Below are 16,527 nucleotides of genomic sequence, written 5' to 3' on the forward strand. Positions count from 1 at the left end.
CTTCCTCGCTGCGGGATCGATTTCTCCTGTAGCCACAGCGAAATCGCCGTCCTCGTGAGGAAGCGGAGAAGCCGCCGGTGGTCTTCTTGCTCAAGCTGGTCACTGCTCAGCGGCTCCGCCGCTGACAAGACACAGATCGAACATCATCCTGGAAGGACTGCTGAACCATGGTCTCCGCGCACACCGCCGCCCAGGTCGCGGCGCCCACCGGCTATCCGGATCGCGCGGCCGTCGCGGAGTTCTTCACCGCACGGGCCGGTGATCTGGACCAGGGCGGCTGCGATGTCCGCCCCGGCCTCGGTTTCCTCGGCGAACGGGGGCTGCTCGGGCTGGGCGCACCGGACAACGCGGACGACGAGCTGGCCACCATGCTGCTGGTCGTCGAGGACGTCGCGGCGAGCTGCATGAGCTCCGGGTTCTCGCTGTGGGCGCAGCGCATGGTGATCGAGTACCTCGAACGCGGGCGAGCCGGGGCGGGACCGGATCGGGAACCGGCCGCGCTGCGGTCGGGTTCCCGGATCGGCGTCACCGCGATGGCCCCGGCGATGAAGCACGTGGCCGGGCTCGAACCGGTCCCGGTGATCGCCGAACGCACCGACGGCGGCGTACGGCTCAACGGACCGATCCGCTGGGCGTCGAACCTGTTCGAGGACGCGCTGGTCGTGGTGCCCGCGCGGTTCGCCGACGGCGGCGGCCTGATCGCGGTGCTGCGCGTCGACGATCCCGGCGTGACGGTCCGCAGTGCACCGGAACTGCTGGCGCTGGGCGGCACCCGTTCGTCGTCGGCGACCCTCACGCAGGTGGAGGTGCCCGCCGGGAACGTGCTCAGCGAGGACCTCACCGGGTTCGTGCGCTCGGTCCGCCCGACGTTCCTGCTGGTGCAGAGCGCGTTCTGCGCCGGACTGGCCGGAGCCTCCAGGCGGTGCTCGGCGGAGCTGCTGGACGGCTTGAACGCCGAATTCCGCGAGGACTTCGACGAGCTCGCGTCCCGGCACGATTCGGTGCGCGCCCGGCTGTTCGACTTCGCCCGCGCACCGCACCGGCCGTCCCCTGCGGACCTGCTGCGGCTGCGGCTGGACGCCGCGCGAGTCGCGGGCACGGCGACCAAACTGGAATCCACCCTCATCGGCGGCCGCGGCTACGTCGCCACCAGCGCGACGAGCCGCCGGTTGCGCGAGGCGGCTTTCCTCCCGATCCAAGCTCCGACGGAAGGACAACTGCGGTGGGAACTTTCACGGTCCGCCTGACCGGAGCGGACAAGTCCTACGGCCACGGGCCGCGCCGCCGAAACGTCCTCAGTGGACTTGAATTGTCCGTGCGGGACGGGGAATTCCTGGTGATCCTCGGACCCAGCGGGTGCGGCAAGTCGACGTTGCTGCGGGTGCTCGCCGGGCTGGAGTCGCTGGACGGCGGTTCCGTCGAGTGGTCCAGCGGCGCCTCCCGGCCGCCCATCGGAGCCGTTTTCCAGCAACCGCACCTGATGCCGTGGCTGACGGTGCGGGACAACGTGCTGCTCGGCGGGCGCTACCGGGCCAACCGGGGCCGCTTCGCCCCGGACTGGGCGGCGGAGCTGATCACCCGGCTGGGCCTGGCGGAGCTCGCCGAGTCCTATCCGGACCAGCTCTCCGGCGGGCAGGCGCAGCGCGTCGCGGTCGCACGAGCGGCGGCGATCGAACCGGCGCTGCTGCTGCTCGACGAACCGTTCAGCGCACTCGATCCGGCTGCGCGCGGCGACCTGCGGAGCTGGGTGCGTTCGACCACCGACGACTTGCGGTTGACCACGGTGCTGGTCACCCACGACGTGGACGAGGCGCTGCTGGTCGGTGATCGCATCGCGATGCTCGACGGTTCCGGGACGGTGGCCCAGGAGTGGCCGAACGATCCGGGCAGCACCGACGGCCCGCTGCGGGAGGAACTGCTGGCGCGCTACCCGGCGGGACCGGTCGCGGCCGGAGTCATCTGATGAGCCCGCACGTGAGTCGCCGCTCGGTGCTGCTCGGCGCGGGCGCGCTCGGGGCGGCGGCCGGAATCGGTGCGACCGCGGACCTCGGCCTGCACGCCGCCCAGCACCGCGACGCCTCCTCGGCGGCGATGCGGATCGGCTACCTGCCGATCACCGATGCCGCACCGCTGCTCGTCGCGCACGGCAGCGGGCTGCTCGACGAGCACGGCACCGGCGCGCAGCGTCCCGTGAAGTTCCGCAGCTGGGCTTCGCTGGCCGAGGCGTTCCTGACCCGCCAGGTCGACGTGGTGCACCTGCTCATGCCGTTCGCGGTGCAGCTGCGCTACGCGATGGGCACCGCGTGCCGGGTGCTGGCGTGGAACCACACCAACGGCTCCGCGCTCACCGTGCACCGCGACATCGATCGCATCGAGCAGCTGGCCGGGCGCAAGGTCGCCATCCCGTTCTGGTGGTCCATCCACAACATCGTGCTGCAGCGGATGCTGCGCGCCGCCGGGCTCACACCGGTCGTGCGGCGGCAGCCGTCGGCCGAGGACGGGACGGTGGAGCTGGTGGTGATGAGCCCGTCGGACATGGTTCCGGCGCTGGACAACGGTTCCGTCGGCGGCTTCATCGTCGCCGACCCGTTCAACGCCATCGCCGAGATCAAGGGCGTCGGGCGCATCCTGCGCTTCGTCGGCGACGTGTGGCGCGACCACGCCTGCTGCGTGGTGCTGGCGCACGAGGACTTCCTGCGCGCCGCGCCGGACCGGGTGCAGGGGCTGGTCGACGCGCTGGCGCTGTCCCAGCTGGGGCTCGCGCGGGATCGGCGGGCCGGTGCGCGGGCGCTCACCGGCGGGCATTACCTGCCGCAGCCGCTCAAGGCGGTGACCAAGGCGCTGAACTACCCGGCGGCCGAGTACGTGGAACGCGGCGCCTTGCGACATGCCGATTGGTCCGGTCAGCGCATCGGATTCCAGCCGTTCCCGTTCCCCGGTTTCACCGCGGAACTCGTCGCGTCCATGCGGGACACGGTCGTCGACGGCGACACCGGTTTCCTCACCGGGATTCGTCCCGACGAGGTGCACGGGCAACTCGTCGACGACCGGTTCGTGCGCAACAGCCTGAACCGCTTCGGCGGCCCCGGCGCGTTCGGCCTGCCCGATGCCCTACTCCGCAGCGAAGAGGTGAACCCCGCATGACCGCGACCTCCCCGCGCGAAGCCGAGGAGACCGTTCGGAACGCACGATCCTCGGCGGACGGACGGCTGGTGCATCGAGCCGGGCCGCCGCTGGTCGCGATCGTGGTCGCCGTCGCGCTGTGGTGGCTGGTGACCGACGTGCTCACCGGCGACCGGCTGCTGTCCTCGTTCGCGCCGCAGCACGCGGTGCCCGCGGTGGGTGAGCTGCTGACGCGGGGCGTGCTGCTGCCGGACGTGGCCGCGAGCTTGTGGCGGCTGCTGCTGGGCATGCTCATCGCCGCCGTCATCGGCATCCCGGTGGGGCTGCTCGTGGGTTCGCTCGACGTCGTGGAGCGCGCCACCCGCCCCGTGTTCCAGTTCCTGCGGATGATCTCGCCGCTGTCCTGGGCGCCGATCGCCGTGGCCGTGTTCGGCATCGGACACCGGCCGGTGACGTTCCTGGTCGCGGCGGCGGCCGTCTGGCCGATCGTGCTCAACACCGCGGCGGGAGTCCACGCGGTGTCGCCCGGCCACCTCCAAGTGGCGCGTTCCCTCGGCGCGAGCCGGTTCGAAGTGCTCACCAGCGTGGTGCTGCCGACCGCGCGCGGCCACGTGCTCACCGGGCTGCGGCTGGCCCTGGGCATCGCGTGGGTGGTGCTGGTTCCGGCGGAGATGCTGGGCGTGGATTCCGGACTGGGCTACCAGATCCTGAATTCCCGCGACCAACTCGCCTACGACCAGGTGATGGCGGTGATCCTGGTGATCGGCGTCCTCGGCTACCTGCTGGACACCCTGGCGCGCACCGTCCTGCGACCCCGGCGGAGGTGATCACGCAGCGATCCTGAGCCCACGGCTCTCACCCCGACGTGAGACGATCTTGGTGTGGCGAGGTCTTCACGGTCTGCGAGGTCCCCTCGCGGAAAGCCCGCGAATCCGTTGCGGCTGCTGTACGTCGTGATCGTGCTGTTGCTCGTCGGGGCCGGGTTCGGTGTGGCGCAGGTTGATTCGGGCGTTGCGCGCACGAGCACCGTCGTCGACGGCGTGCCGGTCGACCTGGTGCGTCCCGCCGAACCGAGCGCCGAGCAGGCTCCGGCGGTGGTCGTGACGCACGGGTACGCCGGGAGTCGTCGGCTGATGGCCGACTGGGCGACGACGCTGGCGCGTGCGGGATTCGTCGTCGCACTGCCGGATTTCGCCGGGCACGGGGCCAACCGGACGCCACTGCCCGAGGGCTCGGCGAGTCGGCCCCGGCTCGCGGCGGACCTCACCGCGACCGTTGAGCTGCTGCACCGGACGCCGGGGGTGGACCCGGCGCGCATCGGCCTGGTCGGGCACTCCATGGGCGCGGGAGCGGTGCACCGATTCGCGTCCGAGCATCCCGAGATCGCCGCGACGGTGGCGATCTCACTGCCCGGCGGCGACACCGGCCAGGATCCGGCGCTGCCGAAGAACCTCCTGCTGCTCACCGGCCGGTACGAGTTCCCGGCGTTTCACCGAGCGGCCGAGCAGGCCCTGAGCGCCGGGCGTCCTGAAGCAACTTGGGGATCACCCACCGGGGATCCTGCGCTGGGGAGCGCTCGACAGGGCGTCACCGTTGCCGGCACCGAGCACATCACGATCCTGTTCGCGCCGCAGGCGCATGCGGAGACCGTGCGCTGGCTGCAGGCGTCACTGCACAACACCGCCACGCCCGGCGCGAACGCGGCCGGTGAACGCGTTCTCGCCGCCGCACTGCTCCTGGGAGCTTTCGCGATCGGCCTCGTTCCCTTGGCGCGCAAGCTCTTCCCGCCCGCGCCACCGGCCGCGGAACGCCATGCCGCGGTGCCCCGGATCGCCGGAGCCGTCGCGGCCGGGGGCGTCCTCGCCTTGGCCGGTTCCGCCCTGGCCCCGGCGGGATGGTCGCCGCCGGCGGTCGGCGGTGAGGTCGGATTGTTCCTCGCGCTGTTCGGACTCGGCAGCGGACTCACTTTCGCACTCCTCGCCCGGGCAGCAGTCCGGCCTGGACCGGGCGACTCACCTTGGAGATCGCTCGCGGTCACCTGCTACGCCGTGCTGGCTGTCGCCGTCCCCATCGGTTTCGGCCTGGCGGAGCCCGTTCCGCACGGCTCACGCTGGTGGTGGACGCCGCTGGTCGTCGTCGGTTGCGGCATCACCTGCGCCGCAGCGGAGTTCCTGACGTGCGGCCAGAACGGCCGGCGACGAGACGCCGTGCGGGCGGCGGTGCTGCTCACCGCTCTGCTCGGCATCGCGGCGGCGGCGGTCGTGGGCGTCCTTCCGGGCTTCGTCGTCCTGATCACGCCGCTGCTCGGCGCGCTGCTCCTCTGGCACCTCGCCTGGGCCGCCGTCCTCACCAGAACCGGCGCCCCCTGGTGGCTGCCCGCCGTCGTCGGGGGCGTCCTCCTCGGCTGGCCGCTCGCCGCGGTGAGCCCGCTCGGCTGAAGGCGCGGGCTGAACGCGTACCACCATGGCGGCAAGGTCGCGGCCGAGGACCGGGCATTCCTCCAGCACTTCATCGCGGTCGGCGATCGCCGAGGCAACCCGATGACAGCCCTCGGGAGCGCACGGCCCAACTGGAAGCATCCCGACCTCACCGCGGGAACGGGCGGCGGGGGTGTCCCGCCGCCCTCCCGGGGCGCACGGCTCGGGGACCGTGGCCCGGTGCTCCCGCGGATCGCGGAGTCACCGCCGCAGCGCCAGGCGGGACAGGCGGTTGCCGAGGAATTGGGCCGCCTGCACCAGCACGATGATGATCAGCACCGCGATCGCCGTGACAGTCCAGTCGAAGCGCTGGTAGCCGTAGGTGATGGCGAAGTCGCCGAGCCCGCCGCCGCCGACCGCTCCCGCCACCGCCGTCATGTCCACGACCGCGACGAACACGAAGGTGTAGCCCAGGATCAGCGGCCCCAGCGCCTCCGGCACCAGCAACGTGACGATGATCCGCAGCGGGCTCGCGCCCATCGCGCGGGCCGCCTCGATCACGCCGGGGTCGATGGCGACGAGGTTCTGCTCCACGATGCGGGAGATGCCGAACGTGGCCGCCACGATCAGCGCGAACGTCGCCGCCGGAGTGCCCAGCGTGGTACCGACGACGGCGAGCGTCACCGGGCCGATCGCGGTGATGAAGATGATGAACGGGATCGGCCGGATGATGTTCACCAGCACGTTGAGCACGGTGAACACCACGCGGTTGCCGAGCAGCCCGCCGGATCTGGTGGTGTAGAGCAGAATTCCCAGCACCAGCCCGAGGAATCCGCCGACGAGCATCGTCGTCAGCACCATCCCGATGGTCTGGCCGATCGAGCTCAGCAGCACCGGGCCGATGGTGTTCCAGTCGATGTTCATGCCGCGAGTTCCTCCACCTCGGTGACGGCGCGCAGCTCGGCGATCAGCGCGTCCACGTCGTCGTCCGCGCCGACCAGTTCCAAGGTGAGCTGCCCGAGCGGTTCGCCGCCGAGTTCCTCGATGCCGCCGTGCACGATCTCGAAGCTCACCCGGTATTTGCCGACCGCGTCGGAAAGCACCGCGCCGACGTGCCGTTCGCCCCGGATCCGCGCCGTGACCAGGCGTCCGGCATGCCGGTCGCGCAGCCGCGCCAGATCCGCCCCGTCGGGCTGGTCGTGCAGGACGGTGCGCACGAACCGGCGGGTCGTCTCGGTCGCCGGGTTGGTGAACACCTCCACCACACCGCCCTGCTCGATGAGCCTGCCGGAGTCGAGCACCGCGACCCGATCGGCGATTCGCCGGACGACCGCCATCTCGTGGGTGATGACCACGATCGTCACGCCCAGTTCCTCGTTGACCCGTTTGAGCAGGTCCAGCACTTCGGCGGTGGTCTCCGGGTCGAGCGCGCTGGTGGCTTCGTCGGCGAGCAGGATCCGCGGACTGGTCGCCAACGCTCGGGCGATGCCGACGCGCTGCTTCTGGCCGCCGGAGAGCTGATCCGGGTAGTGCCACGCCTTGTCCAGCAGGCCGACGAACCGCAGCAACTCGGTGACCCGCTCCTTGCGCTTCGCCGCGTCCCAGCCCGCGACCTTCAACGGGTAGGCCACGTTGCCGAACACGGTGCGGGAACGCAGCAGGTTGAACTGCTGGAAGACCATGCCGATGCCCAAGCGGACCTGCCGCAGCCGCCGCTCGCTCAAGGTGGTGATGTCGGTGCCGTCGACCAACAGGCCGCCGGAACCGACCGGCTCCAGCGCGTTGATCAACCGGACGAGCGTGCTCTTGCCCGCGCCGGAATGCCCGATCACCGCGAACACGTCCCCGGCGTTGATGGACAGGTCGATCCCGTCCAGCGCGGTCACCTTCCCGGCACCCGTGCCGAAGGTCTTGCCGACGCCGCGGAACTCGATGAGCGGACTCATTTCCCGCCCGCCGCACGCACCGCGCCGGTCAACTCCGCCAAGACGGCCTGCAACTCCGCAGGGGAACGGTGCACCTGCACCGATGTGCCCTTGGAGTCGGCCTGCACCTGGCCCGAGACGCGCTCGTCCTGGTAGATCTCCACGAGCTTCGCGTAGGTCGGGTCGTCCTTGTCCTCGGCGCGGGTGACGAACGCGTTGGTGTAAGGCTCCGCGGCCGGTCCCGCCGGATCGTCGGCGAACAGCGCGCTCGTCGGGTCGAGGCCGGCGTCGAGGGCGTAGTTGTTGTTCACGATCGCCGCGTCCGCCGACGGCAGCGAAGCCACGGTCTGCGCCGCGTCGACCGGCAGCACCCGCACCTTCGAAGCCGCGGTGTCGATCTCGGCGGCGGTGGACAGCGGAGTTCCCCCGCCCCGCAACGAGATCAGCCCGGCCTGCTGGAGCACCAGCAGCGCCCGCGCCTGGTTGGTGGCGTCGTTCGGGATCGTCACGGTCCCGCCGCGCGGGATGGCGGCGACGTCGCCGTGGCGCTGCGAGTACAGGCTCAGCGGCACCACGTAGGTGGAGCCGATCGGAGTGAGCGTGTCGTCGGTGGACACGTTGTAGTCGGCCAGGAACAGCAAGTGCTGGAACAGGTTCACGTCGATCTGCCCCTGCGACAACGCCGGATTGGCCTGGTTGTAGTCGCTGAAGTTCACCGTGCGCAGGTCGATACCCTGCTCGGCGGCGAGCTCCTTGAACGTCGCCCAGTACGGCTTGCTCGCGTCGGTGACCCCGATGCGCACGGTCCGGCCCGCCGACTCGTCCGAACCTCCCGAGCCGAACACGGCGAACACCGCTGCGGCGACGAGCACCACGACCAGCGCGAGCCCGCCCAGCAGCAGGCCTCGGCGGCGGCCCTTCGGCTTCTCCGGCAATTCGGTGGCGTCTCTTTCGGACATCGCAGGCCTCTCCCAGATGGATGCGCGCGAACTTCGCGCGGCGAGATGCGGCAACGATGCACCGATCACCGGTGGCGGCGGAAACCGTGCCACGATCTGGAATTCTCGCGGTGGATCTTGTCGGCGCGGCCGATCTGTGCTGCGGGCCGGAGCCTGCGGAGATCTCGTCGGCGCCAGGTCACGTGATCTGCGAATACCGAGCGCGCGAGAACACAGGGGCCGCGGGCTCCATCACCAAGGGAATCCACTTAGGACGGGTCGTCGATCGGACGTCCGATCCCGAATGACGGAACGCGTTGCCGATCGCTCGTACGACTCTTACGTTGCACGCCGTGCTGAAGCAGGATGAAAGACCACGGCAGATCTCCGGAAGCACCGGAGGCACCGCGAGCCGGCCGCTCCGATCGCTGCGCGCTCTCAGCGGGCCGTTGCTCGCGCTCGGCTCCGTCGTGCTGCTGATCTTGATCTGGCAGCTCGTGGCCGTGCTGCGGATCTGGCCGGAGCAGATCGTGCCCGCGCCCGCGCAGGTGTGGGCGCAGCTGCTGTCCACCAGCGACCCGAACAACGGCCAGGACGGCTACGCCGGATACACGCTGGTGGAACGACTGGCGGTGAGCCTGCGACGACTCTCCTACGGCGTCGGCTACGGCGTGCTGATCGGCATCGGCCTCGGTCTGGCGATGGGACTCATCCCCGCCGTGCGGGTGATGCTGGAGCCGCTGGTCACGTTCATCCGGGCGCTGCCGCCGCTGGCCTACCTGAGCCTGCTGGTCATCTGGTTCGGCATCGACGAGGAACCGAAGGTGTACCTGCTGATGGTGGCCGCGTTCCCGCCGGTCGCCGTCGCCACCGCCGCCGCCGTCACCGGCGTCAGCAGACAGTACGTGGAGGCCGCGCAAGCGCTCGGCGCGAACCGGTGGCACGTCATCGCCTCGGTGATCCTGCCCGCCTCGGTACCGGAGATCCTCACCGGAATCCGGCTCGCCGTCGGCATCGCCTACGGCTCGGTGGTGGCCGCGGAAACCGTCAACGGCGCCGACGGACTCGGCGGCATGGTGCTCAACGCCCAGCGCTACAACCAAACCGCCACGGTGATCCTCGGCCTGTTCGTCATCGGGATCACCGGGCTGATCATCGACCTGCTGATCGTCGCGGTGCGGCAATCCCTGTCCCCGTGGCGCAGCCGGATCTGACCGGCCCGCCACGACTTCCGAGAGGAACCCCAGTGCACTTTTCCGCCGCCCGGCGCCCGCTCAGCCGACGGTCCGTGTTCAGCCTGTTCGGCGCGGCCGCCGCCGTTCCCGCGCTCGCCGCCTGCGGAGTCGGCGGGGAGACCGATGAGGAGAAGGCGAAGACCGTCCGGATCGCCTACCAGAACTTCGCCGACAGCACGCTGCTCGTCAAGGAGCAGCGCACGTTGGAGAACCGGTTCCCCGACCACGAATTCGAGTGGACCGCGTTCGACTCCGGCGCCGGCATCAACACCGCGTTCCTCGGCGGCGCGCTGGATCTCGCCGTGATCGGCAGCAGCCCCGCCGCGCAGGCCATCAGCCCGCCGCTGGCGGTGCCGTACCAGGTGATCCAGCTGCTCAACGTCATCGGCAGCAGCGAAGCCCTCGTGGTGCGCCCGGATCGGGGCATCAAGGCGATCCCCGACCTGGTGGGACGCAAGATCGCCGCGCCGTTCAGCTCCACCTCGCACTACAGCCTGCTGGCCGCGTTGCAGCAGCACGGCGTCGACCCCGGCGCCGTCAACATCGTCGATCTGGAACCGCAGAACATCCAGGCCGCCTGGGAACGCGGCGACATCGACGGCGCCTACCTGTGGACGCCGACGCTGACCGGGTTGCAGAAGACCGGAACGACCCTCATCGACAGCGCGCAGCTCGCCGAAACGGGCAAGCCGACGCTCACCTTCGCCGTCGCAGGAAGCGAATTCCTCAACCGCAGCCCGCAGATCGCCGCGGCATGGCTGGAGGCGACCGACGCGGCGATCAAGCAGATCGGCACCGACCCGACCGTCGTCGCGCAAGCGGTCAGCAAGCAGATCGGCAGCAGCGTCGACGACGCCCTGAGCCAGCTCGAGCAGAACATCTACCTCGACCTGGAGCAGCAGCGCTCCCCCGAGTACTTCGGCACGCCCGAGGCACCGGGCAAGCTCGCCGAGCGGCTGCGCGACACCGCCGAATTCCTGTTGGCGCAGAAGAAGATCGACGCCCTGCCCGACCTGGCCACCTTCCAGCAAGCCCTGCGCATCCCGGAGCCCGCCCATGCCCACTGATCAGGACCACCCGCTGCTGGAGATCACCGACGCGGTGCGCGGCTACGGGCGCGGAACCAGCGCCGTCACCGCGCTCGGGCCGCTGGACCTGCGCATCGAACGCGGCGAGTTCGTGGTGATCGTGGGGCCGTCGGGCTCCGGCAAGAGCACCCTGCTGCGGTTGGTGTCCGGCTTCGAACGGCCCAGCAGCGGCACCGTCTCGCTCGACGGCCGCGCCCCCGTCCCCGGTGACGACGTGGGCGTGGTCTTCCAGCAGCCGCGGTTGTTCCCGTGGCACACCGTGAACGGCAATCTGAACGCCGCGCTGCGCTGGGCCGGGGTGCCCCGCGCGCAGCGGGCGGTGCGGCGGGCCGAGCTGCTCGAACGCGTCGGGCTCGCCGAGGTCGGCGGGCGGCACGTCTGGGAGATCTCCGGTGGCCAGCAGCAGCGCGTCGCCATCGCCCGCGCGCTGGCCGGGCGGCCGAGCCTGCTGCTGCTGGACGAACCGTTCGCCGCGCTCGACGCGCTCACCCGCGAACGCCTCCAGGAGGACCTGCGGTCGCTCACCGACGGGGCCGAGCAGGGCGCCGTGTTCGTGACGCACAGCGTGGACGAAGCGGTCTTCCTCGCCACCAGGGTGATCGTGCTCAGCAACCGGCCCGGCCAGGTCACCCTGGACCTGCCGGTCCCGCTCCCGCGCAGCGGCGTCTCCGCTGACGACCTGCGCGCCTCCGCCGAGTTCGCCCGCCTGCGCGGCGACGTCTCCACCGCGGTCCGCGACACTCTCCGCACCCCGGCCTGAGTCCGCCCGAAGAGGTGAGCGCCTCCTTCCCCGGCAGCACCGGCCAACGGAGGCGTTCACTCCACAAACCCAGTGAGGTGAATTGCCCCTCTGACCGGCAGGACCGGTCAAAGGAGGCATTCACTCCACGAGCTCCGTGAAGTGAATGCCTCCTTTGAAGATCGGGCGAAGGGGGAATTCACCTCGGCGGGGTTCTGATCAGACGACGCCCAGTGCCAGCATCGCGTCGGCGACCTTGATGAAACCGGCGATGTTGGCGCCCGCGATGTAGTTGCCGGGAGTGTCGTACTCGTCGGCGGTCTCCAGGCAGCGCTGGTGGATGCCGCGCATGATCTCTTCCAGGCGCTGCTCGGTGTGCTCGAACTTCCACGCGTCGCGCGAGGCGTTCTGCTGCATCTCCAGCGCGCTGGTGGCCACCCCGCCGGCGTTGGCCGCCTTGCCCGGCGCGAACTTCACCCCGGCCTCGTTGAGGTACTTGATGCCGTCCGGCGTGGTGGGCATGTTGGCGCCCTCGGCGACGATCTTGCAGCCGTTGCGGACCAGTTGGGCGGCGTCGTCGGCGTCGAGCTCGTTCTGGGTGGCGCAGGGCAGCGCGATGTCGCACGGCACCTCCCATGCCGTGCTCCCCGCCACGAACCGCACCGCGGACCCGCGCGCCTTGGCGTACTCGTCGATGCGGTCGCGCCGCACCTCCTTGATCTCCTGCAGCAGTGCGACGTCGATGCCCTTCTCGTCGACGACGTAGCCGCTGGAGTCCGAGCAGGACACGACGGTGCCGCCCAGCTGGTGCACCTTCTCGATCGCGAACTGCGCGACGTTGCCGGAACCGGAGACGATGACCTTCTTGCCCTCGAAGGAATCTCCGGAGGTCTTCAGGATCTCGTCGACGAAGAACACCGTGCCGTACCCGGTGGCCTCCGGACGCACCTGCGAACCGCCCCAGGTCAGGCCCTTCCCGGTGAGCACCCCGGACTCGTAGCGGTTGGTGATCCGCTTGTACTGGCCGAACAGGTAACCGATCTCGCGGCCACCGACGCCCGTGTCGCCCGCGGGAACGTCGGTGTACTCCCCCAGGTGCCGGTACAGCTCGGTCATGAAGGACTGACAGAACCGCATGATCTCGCCGTCGGAGCGACCCTTCGGGTCGAAGTCCGAACCGCCCTTGCCGCCGCCGATCGGCATCCCGGTCAGCGAGTTCTTGAAGATCTGCTCGAAGCCGAGGAACTTGACGATGCCGAGGTAAACGCTGGGGTGGAACCGCAGACCGCCCTTGTACGGCCCGAGCGCCGAATTGAACTCGACCCGGAACCCGCGGTTGATCTGCACGGTGCCCTTGTCGTCCACCCACGGCACCCGGAAGATGATCTGCCGTTCCGGCTCGCACAGGCGGCGGATGACCTCGGCATCAACGTACTGCGGGTGCTTCGCGACGACCGGGCGGAGGCTGTCGAGGACTTCGAGCACCGCCTGGTGGAACTCGCCCTCACCAGGGTTTCGGTGCAGCACCTCGTTGTAGATGTCCTGCAGCTTCTCGTCCAGATTCGCCACGGCTCGCTCCTTCAACTCATCACGGTCACTCGGCTCGGCGGGGGGCAGGTGTGATGCCTGATGAGTCCTGCTTGTTACCAACGTGTTTCGGGCGGCCCGACCCGCCGCCGAGACCCTATCCCGGCTGTCAGCACCGCGAATGGGCTCAGAACCGGCATCGCGAAGCCGACGACCGATCGCACTCGGCGGCACCGATCCGCCCAAGAACACGTTTCCTGTGCATTTCCCGCTGGTTACGGCGATATGCGCCCACCTGACTCGGCGAGACGCGACCGTTTCGACCGTCTCGGGCGTTCGTGGCCTTGCCCACCAGTGGCTCTGATCACAGCCTTACCGCGCGACGAGCAGGCGGGCAAGTCCACGACCCGCTGCGGCCGGACCACCACTGCGCGTGACACGACCGCGACGGTTCACACCGCGACCGGCTCCTCCCGCCGCCCCGGAGTACGCCGTTGCACCGCGACGACGGAGCCGAGCACGAGCAGGTTCACCGCCAGCCCGGTCAGCCCCGAGTTGACGCCGAACGGGCTCACGCCGAACGACGCCGCGGCCAGCACCACGCACTCGCCCGCGACCAAGCCCGCCAGCACCGCCGACGACCGCACCCGAACGGGCTCGCGAAGCGCCAGCAGGTTCGCGGGCGCCAGCTGGATCATGCCGCTGTAGGTGAGCAGGTACAGGTCCGCCATCAGGTCGGGCCGCCCCAACGTCAACGCCAGCACCAGCACCGACACCACCGCCGCCGTGATCCGGCTCGCCCGCAGCCTGGCCTGCTCGGACACGCCGCCCGGTACCAGGTTGCTCGACACCAGCGTCGCCACGCAGATCAGACCGCCCGCGGCGGGCACCATCGCACAAGCGGCGCCACCGATGAGCACGACCGCCAGCAGCCACATCGGCAACGTGCGCTGCGCCAGGCTCAGCAGCGCGGCGTTCTCGTCCCCGGCACTCGCCGTGGCGTCCGCGACGGCGTAAAAGCCCACCATGACGGGAATCGCGACGGCCATCGTGTACAGCGGCAGGAACACGTGGTTGGACGCCACCGCCTTCGACGACCTCCCCGACAGCACCGCGGGCCAGCTCGACGGCAACGTCATGCAGCCGAACCCGGCCGCACTCACCAAGATGCTCGTCACGTACCAGGCCGTTCCGTAGCTACCGGACGGCTGGATCGTGAGCAGCTCCCGCGCTCCCTGGAAGACGGCGGTGAACAGCCCGCCCTCCGGCTGCCGCGCCAGCAGCACGCCCCCGGCGATGACGACGAGCGCCACCACCATCAGCACGTCCTTCAAGTAGGACGTCGCCGCCACGCCGTGCAGGCCCGACCACAGCACGAACAGCAGGATCAGCAGCATCGCCACCACGATGCTCACCGTCCCCGCCGACTCGTCGCCGGTCATGAACGACACGATCGTGCCCAGCCCCACCAGCTGCACCTGGATGACGGGCATGAAGAACACGATCGCCAGTACCGCGGTCAACCCGCCCAGCAGCGGACTGCCGAAGCGGTGCCGCAGGAAGTCCGAGTTCGTCCGGTAGCCGTGGCGCTTGCCGAGCCGCCACACCAGCGGCCCCACCAGGAACATCCCCACGTAGCCGAGCACCAGGTACGACGGCATGTACATCGCGGCGACGCCGCCGCCGAGCACCATCCCGGACATGCCGAGGAACGTGAACGTCGTGAAGATCTCCCCGGCCTGCAGGAAGAACGTGGCCACCGCACCGAAACGACGGCCGCCGACGGTCCACGCCGCCAGGTCGAAGCCGCCGCCGCGCCTGCCGAGCAGGCCGACGACGGCGATCAGCACCAGGCCGATCAACGCGATCGCGATCATGCCCGGCCCTCCGGTCCCGCGGAGTCGCCGGCGCCGTCCACGGCCGGCCGAGCGGGATCGGGCTGCGAGTCGAGGGGATCAGCGTCCGAGCCTTCGCCGCCCGCCGCTTCGGCTTCGCCCGGATCGTCGTCGCCGATCAGCCCGGCGCGCTCCTCCCGACGCAGCACCCACGCCAGCAGCAGGCTGGTGAGCACGCACCACGCGCACACCCACACCACCACCGAAGGCAGCCCGAACCACGGGGTCGCGCTGTTGACGAACGGGAAGAACGGAGTCCCGAGCAACGCGACGACCGGTAACAGCAGCACTACGTGGAACGCCCGCATCGACGACCTCGCCCCCGGGTCCGGCCTGCTCGCGGGCGCCGGCCCGACTCCACCGTGTTCGTGCACGTCCGCCTCCTAGACAGGTGAGCCGTTCCCGCCCGCGATCGCCACGGGTCGAGCGGCACACCATGCGCAGGACACGCTAAGAACCCCGGCCCCCGGAGGCAACGGCCTGCCCGGGCGCACTCGAGTAACGCCGCGCACTCCCGGACCCGGTGAACGTCGCCTTCGCACATTCCTGTCGGGCGATCAGGTCAATGCCTCCTTCGCCCACTCCACCGGTCGAACGCGACATTCACCTGACGGATCCGGCGGGTGACCGTCTCCTCAGCTCACCGGTGGCACCGGGGTCACGAGGGTGCCTTCGGTCAGGAAATGGTCGAGGTTGCGGAAGGTGAGGTCGCCCATCGCCTGGCGCGTTTCGCGGGTGGCGCTGGCGATGTGCGGGAGCAGCAGCACGTTGTCCAGTTCGAGCAGCGGCGCGGGCACGTTCGGCTCGTCGACGAAGACGTCCAGCGCGGCGCCCGCGATGCGGCCGTCCACCAGCGCCGAGACCAGGGCCGGTTCGTCGACGACGCTGCCACGGGCGATGTTCACGAGATGTCCGCGCGGCCCCAGCGCGTCGAGCACCTCGGCCGAGACCAGGTTCCGCGTCTCGGCGCCGCCGGAGGTCGCGACCACCAACACGTCGGCGCCCTCGGCGAGTTCGCGCGCCGAAGCGGCGTAGCGGTAGTCGACACCCTCGACGGGACGCCGCGAGTGGTAGCTGATGTCCGCGTCGAAACCCTCCAGACGGCGCGCGATGGCCCGTCCGATGCGGCCCAGCCCGAGGATGCCGACGCGTTTGCCGCTGACCTTGGTGCGCAAGCCGAATCCGTTCGGCACCCACTTGCCCGCGCGCACGTAGCGGTCGGCGGCGGCGAGGTTGCGCAGCACGTCGATGAGCCCGCCCACCGCGAGGTCCGCGACGCAGTCGGTGAGCACGTCGGGCGTGTTGCTCACGTCGATGCCGCGGGCGCGGGCGCGCGCCACGTCGGTCGTCTCGTAGCCGACTCCGAAGTGGACGATCGCACCGAGTTCCGGCAGCGCGTCCATGAGTTCGCGGCTCACGCCGATGCGGGCGCTGGTCACCGCGGCCACCACTTCGGGGCCGTGTTCGGCGAGGTAGCGGGCCGGGTCGGACTGCTCGGCGAGCCGGACCACGTCGTGGTGCGCGGCCAGCGACTCCTCCAGCGACGGCAGCAGCGGGCAGACCTGCAGGACGGTGCCGTGCGGGGCGGACTGAGGCATGCGGGAACTCCTAGTGCTGCCCGGCGTTCGGGCTCGGCGGGT

The 16,527-nt window shown here is 70.4% G+C and carries 15 protein-coding genes; 8 read left to right on the top strand and 7 right to left on the bottom strand.

The genetic code is table 11. The annotated features are described in order from the left end of the window. The first annotated feature begins 167 nt into the window (after positions 1-167). From H2Q94_RS18895 to H2Q94_RS18915, 5 genes are all read left to right on the top strand, one after another. Entirely contained in the window at positions 168-1,247 is a 1,080-nt protein-coding gene (locus H2Q94_RS18895) for an acyl-CoA dehydrogenase family protein (RefSeq protein ID WP_243788524.1), read from the top strand. Continuing rightward, on the top strand, positions 1,223-1,963 hold the full coding sequence (locus H2Q94_RS18900; protein ID WP_243788525.1) for an ABC transporter ATP-binding protein: 741 nt from the start codon (positions 1,223-1,225) through the stop codon (positions 1,961-1,963). The genes H2Q94_RS18895 and H2Q94_RS18900 overlap by 25 nt, the downstream gene beginning before the upstream one ends. Further along, the gene (locus H2Q94_RS18905; protein WP_243788526.1) at positions 1,963-3,144 is read left to right on the top strand and encodes an ABC transporter substrate-binding protein; all 1,182 of its coding nucleotides are present in this window, start codon (positions 1,963-1,965) and stop codon (positions 3,142-3,144) included. The genes H2Q94_RS18900 and H2Q94_RS18905 overlap by 1 nt, the downstream gene beginning before the upstream one ends. Further along, positions 3,141-3,950, top strand: a complete 810-nt coding sequence (locus H2Q94_RS18910; protein WP_243788527.1) for an ABC transporter permease — start codon at positions 3,141-3,143, stop codon at positions 3,948-3,950. The genes H2Q94_RS18905 and H2Q94_RS18910 overlap by 4 nt, the downstream gene beginning before the upstream one ends. A gap of 108 nt (positions 3,951-4,058) precedes the next feature. Further along, a complete protein-coding gene (locus tag H2Q94_RS18915) occupies positions 4,059-5,561 on the top strand; it encodes an alpha/beta fold hydrolase (RefSeq protein WP_243788528.1) in 1,503 nt (500 codons plus the stop codon). A 240-nt stretch (positions 5,562-5,801) separates the two neighbouring features. Here H2Q94_RS18915 and H2Q94_RS18920 read toward each other — a convergent pair whose 3' ends face one another. Genes H2Q94_RS18920 through H2Q94_RS18930 form a run of 3 tightly spaced genes read right to left on the bottom strand, consistent with a single transcriptional unit; the run spans position 5,802 to position 8,424 of the window. Continuing rightward, positions 5,802-6,464, bottom strand: a complete 663-nt coding sequence (locus H2Q94_RS18920; protein WP_243788529.1) for a methionine ABC transporter permease — start codon at positions 6,462-6,464, stop codon at positions 5,802-5,804. Then, positions 6,461-7,486, bottom strand: a complete 1,026-nt coding sequence (locus H2Q94_RS18925; protein WP_243788530.1) for a methionine ABC transporter ATP-binding protein — start codon at positions 7,484-7,486, stop codon at positions 6,461-6,463. The genes H2Q94_RS18920 and H2Q94_RS18925 overlap by 4 nt, the downstream gene beginning before the upstream one ends. Next, entirely contained in the window at positions 7,483-8,424 is a 942-nt protein-coding gene (locus H2Q94_RS18930; RefSeq protein WP_243788531.1) for a MetQ/NlpA family ABC transporter substrate-binding protein, read from the bottom strand. The genes H2Q94_RS18925 and H2Q94_RS18930 overlap by 4 nt, the downstream gene beginning before the upstream one ends. Positions 8,425-8,756: 332 nt before the next feature. Here H2Q94_RS18930 and H2Q94_RS18935 point away from each other — a divergent pair, with 332 nt between their 5' ends. The 3 genes from H2Q94_RS18935 to H2Q94_RS18945 are packed head-to-tail and all read left to right on the top strand — an operon-like array spanning position 8,757 to position 11,486. After that, positions 8,757-9,617 (top strand): ABC transporter permease, encoded by an 861-nt coding sequence (locus H2Q94_RS18935; RefSeq protein ID WP_243788532.1) that lies wholly within the window; start codon positions 8,757-8,759, stop codon positions 9,615-9,617. Between the two features lie 32 nt (positions 9,618-9,649). Then, on the top strand, positions 9,650-10,705 hold the full coding sequence (locus tag H2Q94_RS18940) for a taurine ABC transporter substrate-binding protein (protein ID WP_243788533.1): 1,056 nt from the start codon (positions 9,650-9,652) through the stop codon (positions 10,703-10,705). Next, entirely contained in the window at positions 10,695-11,486 is a 792-nt protein-coding gene (locus H2Q94_RS18945) for an ABC transporter ATP-binding protein (protein ID WP_243788534.1), read from the top strand. The genes H2Q94_RS18940 and H2Q94_RS18945 overlap by 11 nt, the downstream gene beginning before the upstream one ends. A gap of 198 nt (positions 11,487-11,684) precedes the next feature. Here the strand turns inward: H2Q94_RS18945 and gdhA are convergent, their stop codons facing one another. The 4 genes from gdhA to H2Q94_RS18965 all read right to left on the bottom strand — a co-directional run bounded on the left by gdhA (position 11,685) and on the right by H2Q94_RS18965 (position 16,485). Then, positions 11,685-13,025 carry an NADP-specific glutamate dehydrogenase gene (gdhA, locus tag H2Q94_RS18950; protein ID WP_243795794.1) on the bottom strand — a complete coding sequence of 447 codons (1,341 nt, stop codon included), beginning with the start codon at positions 13,023-13,025 and terminating at the stop codon, positions 11,685-11,687. A 419-nt stretch (positions 13,026-13,444) separates the two neighbouring features. Then, positions 13,445-14,869, bottom strand: a complete 1,425-nt coding sequence (locus tag H2Q94_RS18955) for a sodium:solute symporter family protein (protein ID WP_243788535.1) — start codon at positions 14,867-14,869, stop codon at positions 13,445-13,447. After that, a complete protein-coding gene (locus H2Q94_RS18960) occupies positions 14,866-15,261 on the bottom strand; it encodes a hypothetical protein (RefSeq protein ID WP_243788536.1) in 396 nt (131 codons plus the stop codon). The genes H2Q94_RS18955 and H2Q94_RS18960 overlap by 4 nt, the downstream gene beginning before the upstream one ends. Before the next feature lie 261 nt (positions 15,262-15,522). Continuing rightward, the gene (locus tag H2Q94_RS18965; RefSeq protein ID WP_243788537.1) at positions 15,523-16,485 is read right to left on the bottom strand and encodes a 2-hydroxyacid dehydrogenase; all 963 of its coding nucleotides are present in this window, start codon (positions 16,483-16,485) and stop codon (positions 15,523-15,525) included. Positions 16,486-16,527: the final 42 nt, after the last annotated feature.

It is taken from the genome of Saccharopolyspora gloriosae (assembly GCF_022828475.1).
Lineage (GTDB): Bacteria > Actinomycetota > Actinomycetes > Mycobacteriales > Pseudonocardiaceae > Saccharopolyspora_C > Saccharopolyspora_C gloriosae_A.